This window comes from Pseudomonas sp. FEN, assembly GCF_904067045.1.
GTDB lineage: Bacteria > Pseudomonadota > Gammaproteobacteria > Pseudomonadales > Pseudomonadaceae > Aquipseudomonas.
Window position 1 is genome coordinate 214,132 of record NZ_CAJFDC010000007.1, and the last position, 21,893, is coordinate 236,024.

At 61.8% G+C, this 21,893-nt stretch carries 21 protein-coding genes and 1 riboswitch; of the genes, 9 read left to right on the forward strand and 12 right to left on the reverse strand.

Features of this window, described 5'->3' with window-relative positions:
* Positions 1-57 precede the first annotated feature (57 nt).
* The 3 genes from PFEN_RS06840 (at position 58) to PFEN_RS06850 (ending at position 2,888) form a co-directional block, all read left to right on the forward strand.
* Positions 58-1,023: a 2-hydroxyacid dehydrogenase gene (locus tag PFEN_RS06840; protein WP_191486147.1), complete on the forward strand. Its 966-nt coding sequence runs from the start codon at positions 58-60 to the stop codon at positions 1,021-1,023.
* A 33-nt stretch (positions 1,024-1,056) separates the two neighbouring features.
* Positions 1,057-2,055, forward strand: coding sequence for a class I SAM-dependent methyltransferase (locus PFEN_RS06845; RefSeq protein ID WP_191486148.1), 999 nt, complete (start codon positions 1,057-1,059; stop codon positions 2,053-2,055).
* A gap of 40 nt (positions 2,056-2,095) precedes the next feature.
* Positions 2,096-2,194: riboswitch (yybP-ykoY riboswitch) on the forward strand.
* Between the two features lie 109 nt (positions 2,195-2,303).
* Positions 2,304-2,888 carry a TMEM165/GDT1 family protein gene (locus PFEN_RS06850; RefSeq protein WP_191486149.1) on the forward strand — a complete coding sequence of 195 codons (585 nt, stop codon included), beginning with the start codon at positions 2,304-2,306 and terminating at the stop codon, positions 2,886-2,888.
* A 66-nt stretch (positions 2,889-2,954) separates the two neighbouring features.
* On the opposite strand, the gene PFEN_RS06855 is transcribed toward PFEN_RS06850, so the two are convergent.
* From PFEN_RS06855 to PFEN_RS06870, 4 genes are all read right to left on the reverse strand, one after another.
* Positions 2,955-3,773: a M48 family metallopeptidase gene (locus PFEN_RS06855; RefSeq protein WP_191486150.1), complete on the reverse strand. Its 819-nt coding sequence runs from the start codon at positions 3,771-3,773 to the stop codon at positions 2,955-2,957.
* Between the two features lie 107 nt (positions 3,774-3,880).
* Positions 3,881-4,501: an SOS response-associated peptidase gene (locus tag PFEN_RS06860; protein ID WP_191486151.1), complete on the reverse strand. Its 621-nt coding sequence runs from the start codon at positions 4,499-4,501 to the stop codon at positions 3,881-3,883.
* Between the two features lie 69 nt (positions 4,502-4,570).
* Positions 4,571-4,831, reverse strand: a complete 261-nt coding sequence (locus tag PFEN_RS06865) for a putative signal transducing protein (RefSeq protein ID WP_191486152.1) — start codon at positions 4,829-4,831, stop codon at positions 4,571-4,573.
* Between the two features lie 13 nt (positions 4,832-4,844).
* Positions 4,845-5,027: a CPXCG motif-containing cysteine-rich protein gene (locus tag PFEN_RS06870; RefSeq protein ID WP_191486153.1), complete on the reverse strand. Its 183-nt coding sequence runs from the start codon at positions 5,025-5,027 to the stop codon at positions 4,845-4,847.
* A gap of 144 nt (positions 5,028-5,171) precedes the next feature.
* On the opposite strand from PFEN_RS06870, the gene PFEN_RS06875 reads away from it, so the two are divergent.
* Together PFEN_RS06875 and PFEN_RS06880 are read left to right on the forward strand one after the other, a co-directional pair.
* Positions 5,172-6,335: a 1-acyl-sn-glycerol-3-phosphate acyltransferase gene (locus PFEN_RS06875; protein ID WP_191486154.1), complete on the forward strand. Its 1,164-nt coding sequence runs from the start codon at positions 5,172-5,174 to the stop codon at positions 6,333-6,335.
* Between the two features lie 135 nt (positions 6,336-6,470).
* The gene (locus PFEN_RS06880; protein ID WP_191486155.1) at positions 6,471-6,677 is read left to right on the forward strand and encodes a hypothetical protein; all 207 of its coding nucleotides are present in this window, start codon (positions 6,471-6,473) and stop codon (positions 6,675-6,677) included.
* 158 nt (positions 6,678-6,835) lie between these two features.
* Here the strand turns inward: PFEN_RS06880 and PFEN_RS06885 are convergent, their stop codons facing one another.
* Positions 6,836-7,420, reverse strand: coding sequence for a YajG family lipoprotein (locus PFEN_RS06885; RefSeq protein WP_191486156.1), 585 nt, complete (start codon positions 7,418-7,420; stop codon positions 6,836-6,838).
* Positions 7,421-8,348: 928 nt separating this feature from the next.
* Here PFEN_RS06885 and mqo point away from each other — a divergent pair.
* Positions 8,349-9,857 (forward strand): malate dehydrogenase (quinone), encoded by a 1,509-nt coding sequence (gene mqo / locus PFEN_RS06890; RefSeq protein ID WP_191486157.1) that lies wholly within the window; start codon positions 8,349-8,351, stop codon positions 9,855-9,857.
* 235 nt (positions 9,858-10,092) lie between these two features.
* Here the strand turns inward: mqo and PFEN_RS06895 are convergent, their stop codons facing one another.
* A complete protein-coding gene (locus PFEN_RS06895) occupies positions 10,093-10,380 on the reverse strand; it encodes a PA4642 family protein (protein ID WP_191486158.1) in 288 nt (95 codons plus the stop codon).
* Between the two features lie 202 nt (positions 10,381-10,582).
* On the opposite strand from PFEN_RS06895, the gene glsB reads away from it, so the two are divergent.
* Positions 10,583-11,491 (forward strand): glutaminase B, encoded by a 909-nt coding sequence (gene glsB, locus PFEN_RS06900; RefSeq protein WP_191486159.1) that lies wholly within the window; start codon positions 10,583-10,585, stop codon positions 11,489-11,491.
* A gap of 201 nt (positions 11,492-11,692) precedes the next feature.
* Here glsB and garD read toward each other — a convergent pair whose 3' ends face one another.
* The 4 genes from garD to kdgD form a co-directional block, all read right to left on the reverse strand.
* On the reverse strand, positions 11,693-13,246 hold the full coding sequence (garD, locus tag PFEN_RS06905; RefSeq protein ID WP_191486160.1) for a galactarate dehydratase: 1,554 nt from the start codon (positions 13,244-13,246) through the stop codon (positions 11,693-11,695).
* An 11-nt stretch (positions 13,247-13,257) separates the two neighbouring features.
* Positions 13,258-14,619: an MFS transporter gene (locus PFEN_RS06910; RefSeq protein ID WP_191486161.1), complete on the reverse strand. Its 1,362-nt coding sequence runs from the start codon at positions 14,617-14,619 to the stop codon at positions 13,258-13,260.
* A gap of 98 nt (positions 14,620-14,717) precedes the next feature.
* Entirely contained in the window at positions 14,718-16,163 is a 1,446-nt protein-coding gene (locus tag PFEN_RS06915; RefSeq protein ID WP_191486162.1) for an aldehyde dehydrogenase family protein, read from the reverse strand.
* 58 nt (positions 16,164-16,221) lie between these two features.
* The gene (gene kdgD, locus PFEN_RS06920) at positions 16,222-17,133 is read right to left on the reverse strand and encodes a 5-dehydro-4-deoxyglucarate dehydratase (protein ID WP_191486163.1); all 912 of its coding nucleotides are present in this window, start codon (positions 17,131-17,133) and stop codon (positions 16,222-16,224) included.
* A gap of 227 nt (positions 17,134-17,360) precedes the next feature.
* Here kdgD and PFEN_RS06925 point away from each other — a divergent pair, with 227 nt between their 5' ends.
* Both PFEN_RS06925 and PFEN_RS06930 read left to right on the forward strand, forming a co-directional pair.
* Entirely contained in the window at positions 17,361-18,998 is a 1,638-nt protein-coding gene (locus tag PFEN_RS06925) for a phospholipase (RefSeq protein WP_191486164.1), read from the forward strand.
* Between the two features lie 14 nt (positions 18,999-19,012).
* Positions 19,013-19,213 (forward strand): hypothetical protein, encoded by a 201-nt coding sequence (locus tag PFEN_RS06930; RefSeq protein WP_191486165.1) that lies wholly within the window; start codon positions 19,013-19,015, stop codon positions 19,211-19,213.
* A gap of 67 nt (positions 19,214-19,280) precedes the next feature.
* On the opposite strand, the gene PFEN_RS06935 is transcribed toward PFEN_RS06930, so the two are convergent.
* A complete protein-coding gene (locus PFEN_RS06935) occupies positions 19,281-20,030 on the reverse strand; it encodes a FadR/GntR family transcriptional regulator (protein ID WP_191486422.1) in 750 nt (249 codons plus the stop codon).
* A gap of 71 nt (positions 20,031-20,101) precedes the next feature.
* Entirely contained in the window at positions 20,102-21,835 is a 1,734-nt protein-coding gene (locus PFEN_RS06940) for an ABC transporter ATP-binding protein/permease (protein WP_191486166.1), read from the reverse strand.
* Positions 21,836-21,893 lie beyond the last annotated feature (58 nt).

Consider the following 21,893-nt stretch of genomic DNA (forward strand, 5'->3'; position numbering starts at 1 on the left):
ATGTCTGTTAGGCTCGTCACCTTACGCCTTCACCCCATCGCACAAAAGGTACAGTTGATGAGCAACTTCCGCCGCGCGGTCTTCCTCGATCACCCTTCCCTGGATCTCGGCGATCTGGACCTCGAACCGCTGCGGGCCTGCTTTGACGAGTTACGGCTGTGCGCCAGTACCACGCCGGAGAATGTCGTCGAGCACCTGCAAGGCGCCCGCGTTGCCATCAGCAACAAGGTCCCCTTGAGCGCCGAAACCCTGGCTGCCTGCCCCGATCTGCGGTTGATCCTGATCAGTGCCACCGGCACCAACAATGTCGACCTGGTCGCGGCCCGCGCCCGCGGCATTACCGTGAGCAACTGCCAGGGCTACGGCACGCCGTCGGTGGCCCAGCACACCCTGATGCTGCTGCTGGCCCTGGCCACGCGCCTGACCGATTACCAGAAAACCGTGGGCGCAGGCCGCTGGCAGCAGGCCAAACAGTTCTGCCTGCTGGACTTCCCGATTGTCGAGCTGGAAGGCAAGACCCTCGGCCTGCTCGGCCACGGCGAACTCGGCGGCGCGGTGGCGCGCCTCGCCGAAGCCTTCGGCATGCGCGTGCTGCTCGGGCAGATTCCCGGACGCCCGGCCCGCGCCGATCGAGTACCACTGGAGCAACTGCTGCCACAGGTCGATGCGCTGACCCTGCACTGTCCGCTCAACGAATACACCCGCCATTTCATCGGCGCCCCCGAGCTGGCACTGCTCAAGCCTGGCGCCTTCGTGGTCAACACCGCACGCGGCGGCCTGATCGACGAACTGGCCCTCGCCGATGCCCTGCGCGGCGGCCACCTGGGTGGGGCCGCCACCGATGTGCTGAGCGTCGAACCACCGAGCAACGGCAATCCACTGCTGGCTGGCGACATCCCGCGCCTGATCGTCACCCCACACAACGCCTGGGGCAGCCGTGAAGCCCGGCAGCGAATCGTCGGACAACTGGCGGAAAACGCCCGGGGCTTCTTCAACGGAGCAGCGCTGCGGGTTGTCAGTTGATAAACTGCGGCACTTTTTTTCAGGGAGCAGACCATGGATCCGCGCAGTGAAGTACTGCTTCGTCAGGCCGATTATTTCCAGGGCCGGCTGTTGCTCGCCGGGCTGCCCGCCGACGACCTGCTCGGCCGCCTGCCCAACGCCCACGGCTGGTGCTGGCACGCGGGCGATCAGGCGGCCCTGGAGGCGCGCTTCGAAGGTCGCAGCCATTTTGGCGTGAATATCCCCGACATTCCGTTCGACAGTGCCGTGGTGTTCCTGCCCAAGGCCAAGGACCTGACCGACTACCTGCTCAACGCCATTGCCTCGCGCCTGCCCGGCGGCGAGGTGTTCCTGGTCGGGGAAAAACGCAGCGGCATCGAAGGCGCGGCCAAGCAACTCAACCCCTTCGGCAAGCCACGCAAGCTCGACAGCGCCCGGCATTGCCAGTTGTGGCAGGTGACTGTCGCCGAAGCACCGGCACCCCAGTCACTGGAGAGTCTGGCCCGGCACTACGAATTGGACTTGGCCGAAGGCCCGCTCAAGGTGGTCAGCCTGCCCGGGGTATTCAGCCATGGCCGGCTGGATCGCGGCAGCGCCCTGCTGCTGGAACACTTGGACAAGTTGCCCAGCGGTCACTTGCTGGACTTCGGTTGCGGTGCCGGCGTACTGGGTGCCGCGGTGAAGCGGCGTTACCCGCACAACCAGGTCACCCTGCTCGATGTCGACGCCTTCGCCACCGCCAGCAGTCGCCTGACCCTGGCCGCCAATGGCCTCGATGCCGAGGTACTGAGCGGTGACGGTATCGATGCGGCGCCCATGGGCTTGAGTGCGATCCTGAGCAATCCACCGTTCCATGTCGGGGTTCACACCGATTACCTGGCGACAGAGAACTTGCTGCGAAAAGCAGCAAAACATCTGAAAAATGGCGGCGAACTTCGATTGGTTGCGAATAGTTTCCTGCGTTATCAACCGCTGATCGAAGAGCATCTGGGGCGCTGCGTGACCAAGGCCGAGGGCCAGGGTTTCCGGGTCTACAGCGCCAAACGCGGTTGAAAAAGAATACTTGCGCTATGGATCCCGCCTAGGCAGAATCCGCTCCGTCCTAGGGGAGTAGTCTCCCACGAGCGCCACGCTCGTCCGGCATGCGTCAACATACTTGGTCAACAGACCATGGCGCATGCGACCCAGGGTCCGCACAGACGGATCCGAGGTTTGACAAGACCTATGACACGCACACCTTACCCGGGGCGGGAAGGCTGTACGTGTCATAGCCGTGTCGACCCGCCCCTTAGGAAAACCTGATGCTGGATTCCCTGCTCGTCCCCACCGCGATCGTTGCCTTGGCCGAAATCGGCGACAAGACGCAACTGCTCGCGCTCATTCTGGCCGCACGCTTTCGCAAACCCTGGCCGATCATTGCCGGCATCATCGCCGCGACCCTGGCCAACCATGCGGCAGCCGGTGCGTTGGGGGCCTGGTTCGGCAGTTTCTTCTCCAATGCGGTGCTGCACTGGATCCTCGCGGCGAGCTTTACCGCCACGGCGCTGTGGACCCTGGTGCCGGACAAGATCGACGATGACGAAACCACCACCGCCCGCAAATTCGGCCCGTTCCTGACCACCCTGATCGCGTTCTTCCTCGCCGAAATCGGCGACAAGACCCAGGTCGCCACGGTGATGCTGGCGGCGCAGTATCCCGAGCTGTGGCTGGTTGTCATCGGCACCACCCTGGGCATGTTGATCGCCAATGTCCCGGTGGTGCTGGCGGGTAACTTCGCCGCCGACAAGCTGCCACTGACCCTGATCAGACGCCTGGCGGCATCGGCGTTCTTCATCCTCGCGGTGGTGGCGGTGTACAAGGCGATGCAGAGCAGCGGCTGGATCTAAACCGCACGCCCTTGTGGCGAGCGGACTGCCCCAATGAAATAGGGCCGGCCTTCTCGCCACACAGGGTCAGGACTTCCTGGCCTGCTGATACAACGGCATGACCTTCGGAATCGCCGCCTCCAGCGAGGCGATACGACTACTGGACGCCGGGTGGGTACTCATGAACTCCGGTGGCGAGCCTTCCGCCGCCTTGCTCATCTTGTTCCACAGGCTGATGGCCGCATTCGGGTTGTAGCCGGCACGGGCCGCCAGCTCCAGGCCGATCAGGTCCGCCTCGTTTTCATTGGCCCGGCTGTTGGGCAAGGTCATGCCATAGTTGGCCACGGTATCGGCCAGCGCCAGGCTGTCCTGCCCCAGGCCGAACAAGGCACCCGCGCCCTGCTTCGCCATCTCGATCCCATAAGCCTTGGACATCGCCTCGCGACCATGCTCGCGCAAGGCGTGGGCAATTTCATGACCCATCACCGCGGCGATCTCGTCGTCGCTCAGCTTGAGCTGGTCGATCAAACCGCTATAGAAGATGATCTTGCCGCCAGGACCGCAGTTGGCATTGAGCTCGTCACTCTTGATCAGATTGATCTCCCACTGCCATTGCGCCGCATCCGGACGGAAGATCGGTGCCTGGGCAATCAGGCGATTGGCAATCGCCTGGACCCGCTTGGCATTGGCACTGGTCTTGTCCAGTACGCCCTTGCCACTCGCCTCCCCCAGGGTCTTCTGGTACGACTGCGCGTACATCTGGTCGACTTGCTGGCTCGACAACATACTGAACATGTACTGCTTGCGCTCGACCCCGACCGCACCACCGTTGGTGGTATTGACGGCCTGGCACCCACCCAACAGCAAACTCGCGCTCAATGCGCCCAACACCCAAGCTCTAGCCATGAACAGTCTCCCTGAAAACTGCAGCTATCCTAGGCCGGGATTTGTATCAAATCCAGATACAAATGACGCATCGCGGGACCTCAGCCGGTTTTGAACCGCGCCGTACCTCAACCCGGCGTCAGGCACTCCGGTGCATTGAGCTTCGGATCGTTCACCAGGTTGGCCAGCACCCGCTCGCGCAGGGGCGCCTGGGGACTGGCCAGCAACGCCTGCAAATCCGCCATCGCGGTGGTTTCGGACAACCACGCCGCCTGCCCCGCCGCATCCAGGATCAGCGGACGGCGCTGACCGGCCGCCGCCTGGGTCACCACGGCGGTGCTCAACCAGACATGCCCCGCCACCGGATAGGCCTCCCAGATTGCCGCAAAGAACAAGCTCGAACCTTCGGCCGGGGTCAGCCAGTAAGGCCGCTTGCGTTGCGTACCGCGCCATTCGTAGAAACCGTTGGCCGGCAGCAGGCAACGCCGCTCACGGAACGCCTGGCGAAACATCGGCTGCTCGGCCAGGGTTTCGGCGCGGGCATGGGCCGGCGTGCGCGACAGGTCGGTCAACCAGGCCGGAGTCAGCCCCCAACGGGCGCGGGCCAGCTCGCGCTGACCGTCAACGGCACGCAGGATCAGCACCGAATCATTCGGTGAAATGTTCCACTGCGCCTGCTGGTCGGCGGGAAAGCCGGGCAAGGCCGCGAAGGTGGGGTTCCAGCGAAACAGGGCATAACGTCCACACATGGGGCAATACGGCTCTTTTCAAAAACTCGGGCAAGCAGCACAAACGCGCTCCTTTGCAGCGCACACAGGCTAACAGACCAGCACGTCCGGGAAACTCTCCGGCTCGTCGCCGGCCAGCGGCAGCGCCGCATTGTACGCGGCGATCAACTCGCGCGCGCATTGTGCCTGCTCATTGTCCACCGCCAGGGCCAACAAGCCGAAGACCGGCAACTCACCCGCGCCACCCAGCAGGTCACGCCCCACCAGGTGCGCCTGAATCCCTTCGCTGGCGAGCATGCCTTGCAGCAACTCGCCTTCCATCAGGTTTTCCGGCTCGTAGATACGCTGCATAAGGGCCTCCTCGCTACTCATTCTCGCTGTAAACGTCGAGCATCCACTCCTGGCCATCAGTCTGTAGAACAAAGGTAATCGGGCGACAACACACCGCACAGTCCTCGATATAGGTCTGATCCCCGCCGGACAGATCCAGTACCGCCTCGCCGATTTCACCACAATAGGGACATTCGTAACGCTCAGTTTCCAGCATCGCGGCCTCCGAAGTGACTTGTGCGTATAATCGCCGGTCTATTTGCAAGGCTATTTTATGTCTGGGCTTTATTTTCCAGACCCGGCTTTGTTATTTATCACTCAAACCTCTACTTACCCTAGCCGTTTCCAACAAGAGAGCATGATGGGCGAATTCGATGCCATCCGACCTTACGACGACAGTGAAGTACCGGCCGTCATGGCCCGGCTGTTCCGCGACCAGGCGTTTCTGGATATCCTCACCCACTTCCGTTTTCCGCGACTGGCCGGCACCTTCGGCTGGCTGCTGCGACCGCTGATCGCCTATCGCTTGCGCCGTGAATTCGCCGGCGTGAGCTCGGTCGCCACCTTGCAGGACAAGGTCGAAGTCTACGTCGACCAGACCATCGAACGCGCCACCGACGGCGTCACCTACACTGGCGTCGAACAGTTCAAATCGGGCCAGGCCTACCTGTTCCTGGCCAACCACCGGGACATCGTGATGGACCCGGCCTTCGTCAACTATGCCGTGTATCACGCCGGCTTGCCCACGCCGCGCATCGCCATCGGCGACAACCTGCTGCAAAAGCCCTTCGTCAGCGACCTGATGCGCCTGAACAAGAGCTTTATCGTGCACCGCTCGATCGCCGGACGGCGAGAAAAGATGGCGGCCTATCAATTGCTCTCGGCCTACATCAACCATTCGATCCGCCACGACTGCCAGTCGATCTGGATCGCCCAGGCCGAAGGCCGGGCCAAGGACGGTGACGACCGTACCGAGTCGGCGATCCTGAAAATGTTCCACATGAGCCGCAAGGACGAGCCGTTCGCCGAGGTCATCCGCTCGCTGAACCTGACCCCCGTGTCCATCAGCTACGAATATGACCCCTGCGACCAGGCCAAGGCCCGCGAGCTGTATATCCGCGCCACCAGCGGCAGCTACACCAAGGTGCCGGGCGAGGATGACGCCAGCATCGCCAAGGGCATCACCGGCTACAAGGGCCGGGTCCATGTGAACTTCGCCGCGCCCCTGACCGGCGAATTCGAGGACACCAAGGTCCTGGCCACGGAAATGGACCGGCAGATTCTCGAAGGCTATCGCCTGTTCCCGGTGCACTACCTGGCGTATGCCCAGTGGAGCGGCACCGACCCGCAGTTGCAGGTGCCCGCCGCGGCCCAGCTGTTTCCCGCCGAAGAACTGGCCAAGGCCCAGGCGCAATGGCGGAGCCGCCTGGAGGCGTGCCCGGTCGAGCACCGTCCGTACCTGGTGCAGCAATACGCCACGCCAGTGCGCAACCAGTATCGAGTCAAGGCTGGCCTGGCGCTTTAATAGCAAGGGTTATAAATCACAACGGCGCCCGTGGGCGCCGTTGTCGTTTCTGTTGGTCGGGTTAATGTCCATTGTCACCGGAACGTCACCTTAACCCGCCAGTCTGTCGCCCCTCGATAGCCCACGGAGCTTGTCATGCTGCACGCAGAGAACCAGGATCGCCTTTATCTGATCGCCCCCAGCGACGAACAGGAAGCCTTGATCGACGCCATGTCGTTCAATGTCCAGGATCGCCATTGGTTGGTGTATTGCGCGCTGGGAGGGCACCAGCACGCCGATCTGCCGGAAACGGACCTGCTGACCGGGGTGAGCGTGCTGGATCTTTATGTGGAGGCGGCCTGAGGTTGATACGCCAAGCCTTTTGGTGGCGCCCTCGAGGGGCCCATCGCCAGCAAGCTGGCTCCTGCAGGATTGGTGTCATCGGCTCAACACACACTACTGTAGGAGCAGGGCTTGGTCCGGGCGGCGTTCCGACAAGCCCTGTTCCTACACAGGTTGCATTATTCGCTCAGCACCTGACCGATTTTCGGGTCCTTGAACACCCGGGTCAGCGCATCGCTCAACACGTCGCTGATCAACTTGGTGTTCGCCTCTTCGTTCGGCGCCATGCCGAAACGCTGGTTCAAGGACGCCCCGTAACTACCGCTGTAACGACGATTGGCGTTGCTCACATCAGAGCGGAAGTTGGCGCCGATGGTCGCTTCGGTCACGTACATGCCCTCCTTCGGCGACTGGTAGGTCAGATCGGTCAGGGTCACGGTCAGTACCGGTGCATTCATGGCATTCGGCGAAGGGGTGAAGCCCAACAGGCGCACCGCCGCTTCGACCTGGGCCTGCAGTTTCGGCATCAGGTCGGCCCCTTGCACGGTAATGGCGCTGGTCTCCGGGTACAAACCACCGCGGGTGCCCAATACCGGCGAACGGCGACCGTCGACGACCCTCACCACCACCGGCTGACCGTGACCGACAGGCGCCAGCTGAGTGCTGAGCTTGGGTTGCGGACTGAGTTGTTGCGGGCTGTTGGCACAGCCGACAAGTGTCAAACTGGTTACAGTGATCAAACCGAACAACAGGCGTCGCAACATGCTCATCTCTCCAAGGACCAGGCATCATTCAGACCGTGAGTATAGCGGGGCTCGGGCGTTGCTAACCAGCGTCACCCACCCGTGCACAAAACTCTGACAAGCGCGCCCGGCCGTCGTTCTCGTCATTCGCCTGTCACACTGGCCTGCCACCCTGCACACGGGCTCTGAGCAATGAAGATGCCCGGCATCTGACCAGATGCCGAATAAAAGTCATTAAACACGACCATTTCTCCGCGTTTCTTAGTTACAATCTCCCCCCGATTATAAGGACGTCTCCTGATCGGGCCTCGCAGCACCGTCAATGCGCTTGCATCGACACCTTCGTACTGCCCACAGAGAGCCGCCCACACAGATCGAGTGAAGCCGGCGAGCTTGCTGATACCTGCGCAAACCACCGTTTTCAGCGAATCTGCCAGAGCTGCCCTTGTGCTCGTTCACTGAGTTGTTGGCCCGTGCCGCCTGCCCTTCCCGGTGGGTATTCGCACCGCGGGCCCGGTGACAGACCGCGGCAGCCCTTTTTTGAGGTTCACGTCTTCAAAAGAGCGTGAAAAAACGGGTTTTCACAACTTCACGAGAGTGTGGCGAACAAATGAATAGTTTCGCGTCTGAACAGGCACCATCAGCGTCCCCAACGACCTCATCACACAGGACCCGATACACCCCGACAGGCGCCTGACGCCTGTTCGCTTACGGATTTGATTGCACGAATCGGACGCTCTTGACCATAAGTCGAATTGCCCGTGTTGCCCGCCCATGCGTTCATACGCACCCCGAGCCCACCGGCAGCGTCCGCTGAAGTTGCAAAAAATTGCGAAGAATCGGACATGGCCATCCTGGCCGGGTCATCCCTGGGCTAATGTCAAACAAGCCCACCGATGCCCGGCAGCCATGCCGTCAATGTGGTGCTGCAGATTTTGGAGACGCGTTAATGGCGCATAACGAAGCAGTCGATGTGGTCCTGGTAGGGGCCGGCATCATGAGTGCCACCCTTGCGGTGCTGCTCAAGGAGCTCGACCCCGCGATCAAGCTGGAAGTCGTCGAGCTGATGGATTCCGGGGCCGCGGAGAGTTCCAACCCGTGGAACAACGCCGGTACCGGCCATGCTGGCCTGTGCGAGCTGAACTACACGCCGCAGGCGGGTGACGGTTCCATCGACATCAAGAAAGCCGTGCACATCAACACCCAGTTCGAGGTGTCGAAGCAATTCTGGGCCTATCTGGCGCAGAAAGGCACTTTCGGTTCGTGCAAGTCTTTCATCAGCCCGGTGCCGCACCTGAGCTTCGTCCAGGGCGACAAGGGCATTGCCTTCCTCAAGAAGCGCTTTGAAGCCCTGCATCCACACCACGCCTTCGCCGAAATGGAATACACCGAAGATCGCGCCAAGATGGCCGAGTGGATGCCGCTGATGATGCCGGGCCGTCCGGCCGACGAGCCGATCGCCGCGACCCGCGTGATGAAAGGCACCGACGTCAACTTCGGCGCCCTGACCAATCAGTTGCTCAAGCACCTGACCAGCGCTCCCGATGCCCAGGTCAAGTACTGCAAGCGCGTGACCGGCCTCAAGCGCAATGCGACCGGCTGGACCGTGAGCATCAAGGACGTGAACAGCGGCAACAGCCGTGATGTCGATGCCAAGTTCGTCTTCCTCGGCGCCGGCGGCGCGGCCTTGCCGCTGCTGCAAGCGTCGGGCATCGAGGAAAGCAAGGGCTTCGGCGGCTTCCCGGTGAGCGGCCAGTGGCTGCGTTGCGACAACCCGGACGTGGTCAAGCACCACCAGGCCAAGGTCTACAGCCAGGCCGCCGTGGGTTCGCCGCCGATGTCCGTGCCGCACTTGGACACCCGTGTGGTCGATGGCCAGAAGTCCCTGCTGTTCGGGCCTTATGCCGGTTTCACCACCAAGTTCCTCAAGTACGGTTCGATCATGGACCTGCCGCTGTCGGTGCGAGCCGGTAACATCGGCCCGATGCTCGCCGTGGCCCGCGACAACATGGACCTGACCAAGTACCTGATCAGCGAAGTGATGCAGTCCATGGAGCAGCGCCTGGAATCCCTGCGCCGCTTCTACCCGGAGGCTAAAGCCGAGGACTGGCGCCTGGAAGTGGCTGGCCAGCGGGTGCAGATCATCAAGAAGGATCCGAAGAAAGGCGGCGTCCTGCAGTTCGGTACCGAACTGGTCGCGGCCAAGGACGGTTCGCTGGCGGCCCTGCTCGGTGCTTCGCCGGGCGCTTCGGTGACCGTTTCGATCATGCTGGAACTGATCGAGCGCTGCTTCCCGGAAAAAGCCAAGGGTGAGTGGGCAGCCAAGCTCCACGAAATCTTCCCGGCGCGGGAAAAGATCCTGGAGACGGATGCGGCGCTGTATCGCAAGATCAGCGCGCAGAACAACCTGCGCCTGGAACTGGTGGAGTCGAGCAGCGAGACCGAAAGCTACGCTTGAGCTGATCGCTTATGAAAACGCCCCGCCCTTCGGTTGAAGAGCGGGGCGTTTTTTTATGGATCAGAACCGCAAAAAGTGGCGAGCGGGCTTGCCCGCGTTCGGCTGCGAAGCAGTCGCAAAACCTGTGACTGCGTTTTGCCTGACACTATGAAATCGCTGGCTTCAGGGCTGCTTCGCAGCCCAGCACGGGCAAGCCCGCTCGCCACAACAAGCGCGCTCGCCACAAGGGTTCGGATCAGCCGCGAGCGTTGTCGATCAACTCGATATAGTCGCCAGCATTGCGCTGATCGCGGATGAGGCTCACGAAGTCCTGACCGTGCTCATCCTTGCCATCGAGGTCGTAACCGGCGTCCTTGAAGAACACCAGGAAACGTTCGAAATCGTCGATACGCAGCCCGCGATAGGCCTTGATCAGCTTGTGCAGGGACGGTGAAGTGGCGTCGACCGGCTCGAAATCGAGAAACAACTTGATCTGCGCATCGCCGATCTCGTCACCAATCACCTGTTTCTTATCTTTGCGCATTACCGGCTCCAGCCAACGACATTACACGGGGCAGGCAGTTTACCCCCGCCTCTGCTCCGGTCTCAACGAGTACGAACTGATCCGCTCCACAACCGCGTCAGCGGCTCGAAGCCGACGCGGAAAACTGTGCTCCGAAGCCGATACGCAGCGTCTAGCAGCTTGTAGCCCCGCAACCCGGCGGGAAGTGACTGCGAGCCCGAGCATGCAAGCGCTGTTGAACGAAATTCTCGATGAAGTCCGGCCATTGATCGGCCAGGGCAAGGTAGCCAATTACATCCCGGCGCTGGCTGATGTGTCGGGCAATCAACTGGGGGTTGCCGTCTACAGCAACGACGGCGAGGTGTTCCAGGCCGGCGATGCGCGGACGCCGTTCTCGATCCAGAGTATTTCCAAGGTCTTCAGCCTGGTACAGGCAATCAATCATTCCGGCGAGGCGATCTGGGAGCGACTGGGGCATGAACCTTCCGGGCAGCCGTTCAATTCGCTGGTGCAGCTGGAGTTCGAACGCGGTCGTCCACGCAACCCGTTCATCAATGCCGGCGCCCTGGTGATCTGCGATATCAATCAATCGCGCTTCGCCGCACCGGCGCTGTCGATGCGCGATTTCGCCCGGCGCCTGTCCGGCAACATGCAAGTCATGGTCGACGGCAAAGTCGCCGAATCGGAATACCAGCACCGGGCGCGCAACGCGGCCATGGCATACCTGATGCAGTCGTTCGGCAACTTTCACAACGATGTGGAGGCGGTACTGCGCAGTTACTTCAGCCACTGCGCCCTGCGCATGAACTGCATCGACCTGGCGCGGGCATTCGGCTTCCTGGCCAATGATGGCTTCTGCAAGCACAGCGGCGAGCAGATCCTGAGCCGCCGCCAGACCCAGCAGGTCAACTCGATCATGGCTACCAGCGGGCTGTATGACGAGGCCGGGAATTTTGCCTATCGGGTCGGCTTGCCAGGCAAGAGCGGCGTGGGTGGTGGGATTGTCGCGGTGGTGCCGGGACGTTTTACCGTGTGCGTCTGGGCGCCGGAGCTGAATGCGGCCGGCAACTCGCTGGTGGGGATGGCGGTGCTGGAGCTGCTGAGCCAGCGGATCGGTTGGTCGGTGTTCTAGCCCCCCGCCGGCCTGGAACGAGACCTGTGGCGAGTGGGCTTGCCCACGCTGGGCTGCGAAGCGGCCCTAAAACCAGCGACCGCGATCTATCAGATAGATCCATGGTCTCTGATTGACGACTACTGCGCAGCCGAACGGAGCGGGGCGGCGTCCCGACAAGCCCCCTCGCCACAAGAGTGACTCCAGGTCCCCTGATGGGAATCAGGTAATCGGTGCCGGGTTGAACAAGGTAATGTCGTTGTGCAGCTTGTGCTGCTCGGCCCAGGTCTGTTTCCGCCCGCTGGCGACATCCAGGTAGTAGTGGAACAACTCCCAGCCCAACTCCTCGATGGTTGCCCGACCAGTGGCAATCCGTCCGGCATCGATATCGATCAGGTCCGGCCAGCGTTGTGCCAGTTCGGTACGGGTCGACACTTTCACCACCGGCGCCATCGCCAATCCATAAGGCGTGCCACGCCCGGTGGTGAACACGTGCAGGTTCATCCCGGCCGCCAGTTGCAAGGTGCCGCAGACGAAATCACTGGCCGGCGTCGCGCAGAAGATCAGGCCCTTGCGCGTGAAGCGCTCGCCCGGGCCCAGCACGCCGTTGATCGCGCTGCTGCCGGACTTGACGATGGAGCCCAGCGACTTCTCGACAATATTCGACAACCCACCCTTCTTGTTCCCCGGAGTGGTATTGGCACTGCGGTCGGCCTCGCCCTTGGCCAGGTAGCGGTCGTACCAGTCCATCTCGCGCACCAGCGCCTCGGCCACCGGCAGGCTTTCCGCCCGGGAAGTCAGCAGGTAGATCGCATCGCGCACTTCCGTCACTTCGGAAAACATCACCGTCGCTCCAGCCCGCAGCAACAGGTCGGAGGCGTAGCCCAGGGCCGGGTTGGCGGTGATCCCGGAAAACGCATCGCTGCCACCGCACTGCATACCGAGGATCAACTCCGACGCTGGCACGGTCTCACGGCGCCGCTGATCGAGTTTCTTCAGACGGGTTTCCGCCAGCGCCATGATCTGCTCGATCATTTCGCTGAAGCCGTGGCTGGAATCCTGCAGGCGGTACAACCAAGGCTCGCTCAGATCCACCGAGCTGTCCCCCTCGTGCATCACCTGGCCGGCCTGCAACTTCTCGCAGCCCAGGCTGATCACCAGCGCTTCGCCGCCCAGGTTCGGGTTGCGCGCCAGGTTGCGCACGGTGCGGATCGGAATATAGGCATCGGTAGCGGTAATCGCCACGCCGCAACCGTAGCTGTGGGTCAACGCCACCACGTCGTCGACATGCGGGTACTTGGGCAACAGTTCATCCTTGATGCGCTTGACCGCATGGTCCAACACCCCGGTCACGCACTGCACCGTGGTGGTGATACCGAGGATGTTGCGCGTACCGACGGTGCCGTCGGCGTTGCGATAGCCCTCGAAGGTGAAGCCCTGCAGCGGCGCCTGGGCCGCTGGCACATCGGTGGACAGCGGCAGGCTGTCCAACGGCGGCGCGGTGGGCATGCGCAGTTGATCTTCCTTGACCCAACTGCCACGGGGAATCGGCAGCAACGCATAACCGATGATCTGCCCGTAGCGGATCACCTCGCCACCCTCGGCGATATCCACCAGCGTCACCTTATGACTCTGCGGAATGTGTTCGCGGGTCACCAGGCCGTCCGCAAACTCGGTACCGGCCGGCACCCCCTGGTCATTGACCACGATCACCACGTTATCGCGCTCATGCAGGCGGATGTAGCGCGGCGAGTCGGAATGTTCAATCAACTGCATGAAGCCGCTCCTCAGGAATGGGCTTGGGACAGACGGGGTTCGCTATCGTGCTTGGGACCGGCCGGTGGCTCGCGCAGTTCGACGCGCTTGATCTCACCGACGATCACCACATAGCTGATCACCGCCACCAGCGCATTGGCGCCGACGAACACCAGGGCCCACTTGAACGAACCGGTGGAACTGATGATGTAGCCGATCACGATCGGCGTGGTGATGGAAGCGATATTGCCGAACATGTTGAACAGGCCGCCACTCAAACCGGCGATCTGCTTCGGCGAAGTATCCGATACCACCGCCCAGCCCAGCGCGCCCACGCCCTTGCCGAAGAATGCCAGGGCCATGAAGCCCACCACCATCCACTCGATGTCCACATAGTTGCAGGCGACGATGGTGGTCGAGAGCAACAGGCCACCGATGATCGGCGCCTTGCGGGCGAAGGTCAGGGTGTGGCCACGACGCAGCAGGTAGTCGGAAATGATCCCGCCCAGCACGCCACCGATGAAGCCGCAGATCGCCGGCAGGGAAGCGATGAAGCCGGCCTTGAGGATGGTCATGCCACGCTCCTGCACCAGGTACACCGGGAACCAGGTCAGGAAGAAGTAGGTGATGCCATTGATGCAGTACTGGCCCAGGTACACCCCGAGCATCATGCGATTGGTCAGCAACTGCCGCACGTAGTCCCACTTCGGACCGCCACCGGCGGTCTTGCCCTGGTCCATATCGACCAGGCCACCGTTCTCGGCGATATGCGCGAACTCGGCGTCGTTGATCATCGGGTGCTGGCGCGGGCTGTGGATAACTTTCAGCCAGATCAGCGAAAACACCACGCCCAGAGCCCCCATCACCAGGAACACATGCTGCCAACCGAAGCTGAACACGATCCAGCCCATCAGCGGCGCGAACAGCACAGTGGCGAAGTATTGCGCGGAGTTGAAGATCGCCGAGGCGGTGCCACGTTCGGCCGTGGGGAACCAGGCCGCGACAATACGGGCGTTGCCGGGGAAGGACGGTGCTTCGGCCAAACCCACCAGGAAGCGCAGCATGAACAGCGCGACCACGGCGGTGGAGACACCGAACTCACCGACGTAGCCTTGCAACGCGGTGAACAACGACCAGGTGAAGATGCTCAGGGCATAGACTTTCTTCGAGCCGAAACGGTCGAGCAGCCAGCCGCCGGGAATCTGCCCGAGCACATAGGCCCAGCCGAAGGCGGAGAAGATGTAACCGAGAGTGACGGCGTCGATGCCGAGGCTTTTTTGCAGGCTGGAACCGGCAATGGCGATGGTGGCACGGTCGGCGTAGTTGATCGTGGTCACCAGGAACAGCATGAGCAGTATCAAATAGCGGACGTGGGTCTGCTTGGTCGCTTGCATGTAGATGTACTCCCACTCTTTATTTTTTTACGCGGGTAAAACATTCAGGGATGTACCGCACGGAGCCCCAGGCAAGGGCCCCGCGCGGGTGAAGCAGGTTACGAACCGATGTAGCTGGTCTTGACCACGGTGTAGAACTCCTGCGCGTAGCGGCCCTGCTCACGGGAACCGTAGGACGAACCTTTACGCCCACCGAACGGCACGTGGTAATCCACACCCGCCGTCGGCAGGTTGACCATCACCATCCCGGCCTGGGAGTGACGTTTGAAGTGGTTGGCGTACTTCAGCGAGGTGGTGGCGATACCGGCGGAGAGACCGAATTCGGTGTCGTTGGCCATGGCCAGCGCGGCTTCGTAATCGGCCACGCGGACAATGTTGGCCACCGGGCCGAAGATTTCTTCGCGGCTGATGCGCATCGCGGCTTCGCTGTCGGCGAACAGGGTCGGGGCAAGGAAATAGCCTTCGGTATCGCAGGTCACCAACGCACCGCCGGACACCAGGCGCGCGCCTTCGGACTGGCCGATATTGATGTAGCTCAGATCCTGCTCCAGTTGCGCCTGGGACACCACCGGACCGATGTCGGTACCGCTCTTGAGCGCGTGTCCGACCTTGATCGAACGCATGCGTTCGGCCATGGCCTCGACGAACTTGTCGTGAATCCCGGCGGTGACGATCAAGCGGCTGGACGCCGTGCAACGTTGCCCGGTGGAGTAGAACGCGCTCTGCACCGCCAGCTCGACCGCCTGCTTGAGGTCGGCGTCGTCGAGAATGACCTGCGGGTTCTTGCCGCCCATCTCCAACTGCACCTTGGCCTGGCGCGACACGCAGTTGACCGCGATCTGCCGACCGACACCGACGGAGCCGGTGAAGCTGATGCCATCGACTTTCGGGCTGTTGACCATGGCGTCGCCGACCAGCCGACCGCTGCCCATCACCAGGTTGAACACACCGGCCGGGAAACCGGCACGGGAAATGATTTCCGCCAGGGCCCAGGCACAACCCGGAACCAGCTCCGCGGGCTTGAGCACCACGCAGTTGCCGTAGGCCAGCGCCGGGGCGACTTTCCAGGCCGGAATGGCAATCGGGAAGTTCCACGGGGTGATCAGGCCGACCACGCCGAGGGCTTCACGGGTGACTTCGACGTTGACGCCCGGACGCACCGACGGCAGGTAATCACCAGACAAGCGCAGGCATTCGCCGGCGAAGAACTTGAAGATATTGCCGGCGCGGGTCACTTCGCCAATGGCCTCGGGCAGGGTCTTGCCCTCCTCCCGGGCCAGCAGGTTACCCAGTTCTTCGCGACGGGCGAGAATTTCCGAACCAACCTTGTCCAACGCATCGCTGCGGGCCTGGATGCCCGAAGTGGACCAGGCGGGAAAGGCCGCACGGGCGGCGTCGATGGCCGATTGCACCTGGGCCAGGTCAGCCTTGGCGTACTCGCCAATGACATCGGACAAGTCCGACGGGTTGATATTGACCGAGTACTCGGCACCGGCAACCCACTGGCCGCCGATGTAGTTATCGAAACGCTTTGCATCTGCCACGGAAAACCTCCTGAACCGAAAAAACCGCTGATTGCTCAGCGGCCTGGTTTATTCGTTCTTACTGTGCGCCTTGCTTGTCGATCAGCGCGGCCAGGGCGTCGTATTCGTCCGGCAGCAGATCGGTCAGTGGCGTACGCACGGGGCCGGCGTCATAGCCGACGATCTTCGCCCCGGCCTTGACGATGCTCACCGCGTAACCGGCGCGGCGGTTGCGGATATCCAGGTACGGCAGGAAGAAGTCGTCGATGATCTTGCCGACGGTGGCGTGATCGTCCCGGGCAATGGCGTGGTAGAAATCCATCGCGGTTTTCGGGATGAAGTTGAACACCGCCGAAGAGTAGACCGGCACACCCAGGGCCTTGTAGGCCGCGGCATAGACTTCCGCGGTCGGCAGGCCGCCCAGGTAGCTGAAACGGTCACCGAGACGGCGACGGATCGACACCATCAGTTCGATATCGCCCAGGCCATCCTTGTAGCCGATCAGGTTCGGGCACCGTTCGGCCAGGCGTTCCAGCAACGGCGCGGTCAGGCGGCAGACGTTGCGGTTGTAGACCACCACGCCGATCTTCACCGACTTGCACACGGCTTCAACGTGGGCGGCAACCCCGTCCTGGCTGGCTTCGGTCAGGTAGTGCGGCAGCAGCAGCAGGCCCTTGGCCCCCAGGCGTTCGGCTTCCTGGGCGTATTCGATGGCCTGGCGGGTCGCGCCACCGACACCGGCGAGGATCGGCACGCTACCGGCACAGGTATCGACGGCGGTTTTGACCACTTCGGAATATTCGCTGGCTGCCAGGGAGAAGAACTCACCGGTACCGCCAGCGGCGAACAGCGCGGTGGCGCCGTAAGGGGCCAGCCACTCCAGGCGTTTGACGTAGCCGGCGCGATGGAAATCGCCCTGGGCATTGAAATCGGTCACCGGAAAGGACAGCAGGCCGGAGGAGAGGATGGACTTCAGTTCTTGTGGATTCATTTTTCGAACACCCTGGAAAGCACGTTGTGATGAATAGAGACAGCGCAGACTGGCTGATGTCATACGTCATCGTACAACCTAAAATGAAAAGGTCAACAGGAATAGCTCAACAAAGCTCACAACCGTTTCCGTCCTTGACGTAGGAAAATTTTCATCTATGCTCGAATTAAACTGTATATACGTACAGTTATCTTGAATGAAAAATACGACATATCAAGGAGCCAGACATGTCAGCCACTCAAAGGCGCGCAAAGGATTTCCCACTGCACGACGGCAAGGTCATTGCCGCACTGGACACCCTCTTCAGCGAACCAGGCATTGCTATTCCGGGCGACGGCGCGAGGGTGATCCTCCTCGCCGAAGCCCATCACACCCTCAAGTATCATTCGCCAGGCGCACTCGGCGACGGCCTCAAGGGCAAACCACAGGCCCGTTTCGAAGGCGGCGAACATACCGCCATCGGCGACGGCGTCCTGCTGCGTTTTGCCAAGGACGCCCCGGCCATTCCGGCCTGGCAGGTTGAACTGCATCTGACCAACGGTCTGGCCTTGACCTACGGCCAGATCGTCGCTTTGGGCGCGGATTTCTACGGCATCCCGGAGCGGCCGATCGCCGATGGCAACACCCAGGCAGACCGCCAGGCGCGTTTCACGGCATCCTTCAACTCGCTGGCGGTGCTACCCGCCTCCCGGGAAGAAGCACAGCAGATCCTGCAAGTGATGAAAACCGAGATCAACGCCGCCAACCAGGCGATCAGGGACGGCAGGCAACCTCACGAAGCCTACGACGAACTGGGCGATAGCCTGTCCGGCGAGTGGAACAAGATCACCGGCGGAGGCAGCTTCGCTTCGCCACTGTATCCCTTGGGCCGCTACCTGAAACTGGCCGCCAGCAACTGGGACCACTTCGGCGAATGGGCCTTGCTGGCCTACCAGGCCGGTCACGCCGCCGCCCTGCAGCAAGCCGTCCTGGCCCATGCCAGCGGAGCCGACCAGGACCTGGAACTGGCCTACGCGATGAATGCCTTTGCCGATCATTTCCTCACCGACCTGTTCTCCGGCGGCCATTTGCGGGTGCCACGCAAACAACTGGCCGACAGTGTCACGCCCAGCGACGTGGGCTCGCTGATTTCCCGCTTCATGCACGACGAAGACAGCAAGTTCGGCCTGAAAGTCAGCAACGATCAGGGCGACCAATGGAACTGCCATGGCGACAAGCGTTATTTCGACACGATCGACAGCAGCAACCGGCTCCGGGTCAAACAGGCGGTGCAGCAATCAGTGGATGAAGTGTTCGCGGTGTTTCTCAGTGGCAGCGTCGTTCCCCCCGAGGCCTACGCCGCGCTGCGCTCGGTGCCGGACCTGAAGAAGCTAAAAAACAGCCAGGACCGCCTGAATTTCGCCCCGCTGTTCGCCCTCAAGGGCAACACCGTGATGCGCCGCAACGATGTCAACAACCTCAATGACCGCAGCCAGAGCGATAGCTGGTGGGGCTGGAGTACCTATCTGCTGCTCAAGGACTACAAGCCGAACAAGCCCGCGGGTTACCTCAATCCTCCCGGCGTGGCCCCGACGATCAAGGCCGATGGCTGGCAGAGCCAGACACCCAGCGACCCCAACTGGCTGCCGGGCAATGCCGTGCGTTATGCCTTCAGCTACACCAAGGGGCTGGATGAATCCTATAGCGGTCCGTGGACGGCCTATGCCGAACTGAGCGAGCGTTTTCAGCCGACCTTGAATGTGCCGGTGGACGCCTCGGTGGGGGCCACGGCGCGGCATGTATTCCGCCAGTTTCGCGGCGGTTCGGCCGAACCGATCGGCACGCTCGACAGCCAGGCCACGACCTTTATCGATAACCATCAGTGACAAGGAGAGCCCCCATGACCTTTACCGTGAAACTCGAACTGGCTTCGGCTCAGTCACTCAAGGATATGCCGCTGGAACTGCTGGCCGATGGCGTGGCGGTTGCCCGGGCGACAGCGGACGAGACGGGGAAAGTACTATTCGCCACGCAGGTCAAGGCGGCGAAGTGGGCGCTACGCGTGGATCGGACGATCCTGAAAACACATAGGGCCCCGTAGGAGAAGACTCACTTTAGCAAGCCCCCCAGTGTGTCCCCTCGGATTGATCCGGGCAGGTGCCGAGCGCCTAGCCCTTCTGCGCCTCGGCCGCTTCATGGGCCTGGCGCAGTCGCTCGCGGCTGTTGGTCAAGTGCAGACGCATCGCCGCCCGTGCCGCATCGGAATCCTGGCGGGCAATCGCCTGGTAGATTTCCTCATGCTCACGCTCCAGCCGATTCATGTATTGCTGCTGGTCATCGTGGGCCAGCCGCGCCGAATTCACGCGGGTGCGCGGAATGATGCTGGTGCCCAGGTGCGTAATGATATCGGTGAAGTAACGGTTGCCGGTGGACAGGGCAATCTGCAGGTGGAACTGGAAATCCGAAGCCACCGCATCGCTGGCATGGGCCGCGCTCTCATTCAACGCGTCCAGCGCCGCGCGCATGCCCGCCAACTGCTCCGGCGTGCGTCGCTGCGCCGCCAGCCCCGCCGACTCGACTTCCAGGCTGATACGAAACTCCAGGATCGCCAGCACATCGCGCAGGGTGACCACAGTCGCCGGATCGATGCGAAAACCGCTGGGGCTCGGCGTGTCCAGGACAAAGGTACCGATGCCATGCCGGGTTTCCACCTGCCCGGCCGCCTGCAGGCGGGAGATCGCCTCGCGCACCACTGTGCGGCTGACGCCATGGGCATCCATGATCGCCGACTCGGTGGGCAATTTGTCTCCACGCTTCAGCTGACCATCGCGGATCTGCTCGGTGAGTACCGTGACCAGTTCCTGGGCAAGGCTGCGGCGCTTTCGGGTCGGGCGAAGCCCGGCGCTCTGGTTTTCCATATCGAACATCTATCTCGGCTGAACGGCTGAGCCCGCATCATAGCTCAACCGGGTTGTACGATCACTGTTGACTATGCGCTGACGGTTTCCTGGGGGACCAGATGTCCGCGTTCGATACGCAGATGTCGTGGGTGGAATTTGCGCAAGCTGCTGCGATGACCGACGCTGACGATCCCCAGACCCGGAATCTGATCGATCAGGGCTTGATAGAGATCGGCCTCATCCTCTTCGTCCATCGCCGAGGTCGCCTCGTCCATGAACAGCCATTGCGGTGCATACAACAGCGCGCGGGCAAAGGCCAGGCGCTGTTGTTCGCCCGGGGACAGCATGCGCTGCCAGTGATTGCTTTCATCCAGGCGCGGAATCAGGTGTTGCAAGCGGCAGGTTTCCAGCACGTGCACATAACGCTCTTGCGTATAGCTGTCGCCGCTCTGTGGATAACTCATCGCATCGCTCAGGCTGCCGATCGGCAGGTACGGCTTCTGCGGCAGGAACAGGTAGCGCCGGGCCGGCAAGCGGATATTACCATGGCCCTCGGGCCAGAGATTGCCCATGGCCCGGAATAGTGTGCTCTTGCCACTGCCGGAACGACCACTGAGCATCAGGCGCTCACCCGCGGCCACGGTCATCTCGGCCCCGGTCAACAGATGGCGATCGCTGCCCAGGTCCAGGCTGAGGTTCTGCACCTGCAGCTCATCGCCCTCGCTGCGCACATCGATGCCGCGCACGCGGTCCTCGTTATCGCTCATGGCCTGGCGGAAGCTCAACAGACGGTCGCAGGTGGCGCGCCAGGCGGCCAGTTCCGAATAGGCACTGATAAACCAGCTGAAGTTCTCCTGCACGTTGCCGAACGCCGAGTTGATCTGCATCAGCTCGCCCAGTTGGATCTTGCCGGCGAAATAGCGCGGGGCCGCCACGATAAAGGGGAAGATAATCGCGATCTGACTGTAGCCGGCGGTGAAGAAGGTCAGGCGCTTGGAGACCCGCATGATGTCCCAGAAGTTGTGCCAGACCTTGCCGAAACGCGCGGTCAGGCGCTGGTTCTCGTTCGATTCGCCATTGAACAAGGCGATACTCTCGGCGTTTTCACGAACCCGGACCATGGAAAAACGCAGGTCGGCTTCAAAACGTTGTTGTTGGTTGTTCAAGCCGATCAGGCGACGACCGATCAGATGGGTCAGCCAACTGCCTACCGCCGCATAGACCAGCGCGCACCAGAACATGTAGCCGGGAATGGTCAAGCCAAACACTTCGATGCTGCCCGACACGCCCCACAGGATGATCGAAAACGACACCAGGCTGACCACCGTACGGATCAGCCCCAGGCCCAGGCTCAAGGTGTTCGAGGTGAAGGTGTTGAGGTCTTCGGAGATCCGCTGGTCCGGGTTATCGGTGTAACCGCCCTGCTCCAGCTGGTAGTAGTTCTTGTGGCCGAGCCAGCGCTTGAAATGCTGCTCGGTCAGCCAGTTCCGCCAACGGATGGTCAACATCTGGGTCAGGTACAGCCGGTACACCGCGCCAAGAATCGCCACGGCGGCAATGCCGCAGAAATACAGGATCAGTTGGGTGAAGGCGGCGACATCCTTCTTTTCCAGGGCATTGTAGAAGTCCCGATACCAACTGTTGATCCAGACCGAAATCGCCACGCTGAACAGCGACAGACCGATCACCGCCAGCAGCAGTACCCAGGCCTTGCCCTTTTCCTCACTGCGCCAGTAAGGCGTTGTCATTTGCCAGACCCGGCGGAAAAACTGTCCCTGCACGGCATCGTTGACCGCGGAATACTCGGCGTTCTTCTCAGTCATTCTTCAAGCTCGGTTAGCGTAAGAAAATTCACCAGCCGATCATAGATGATTCGCGCCC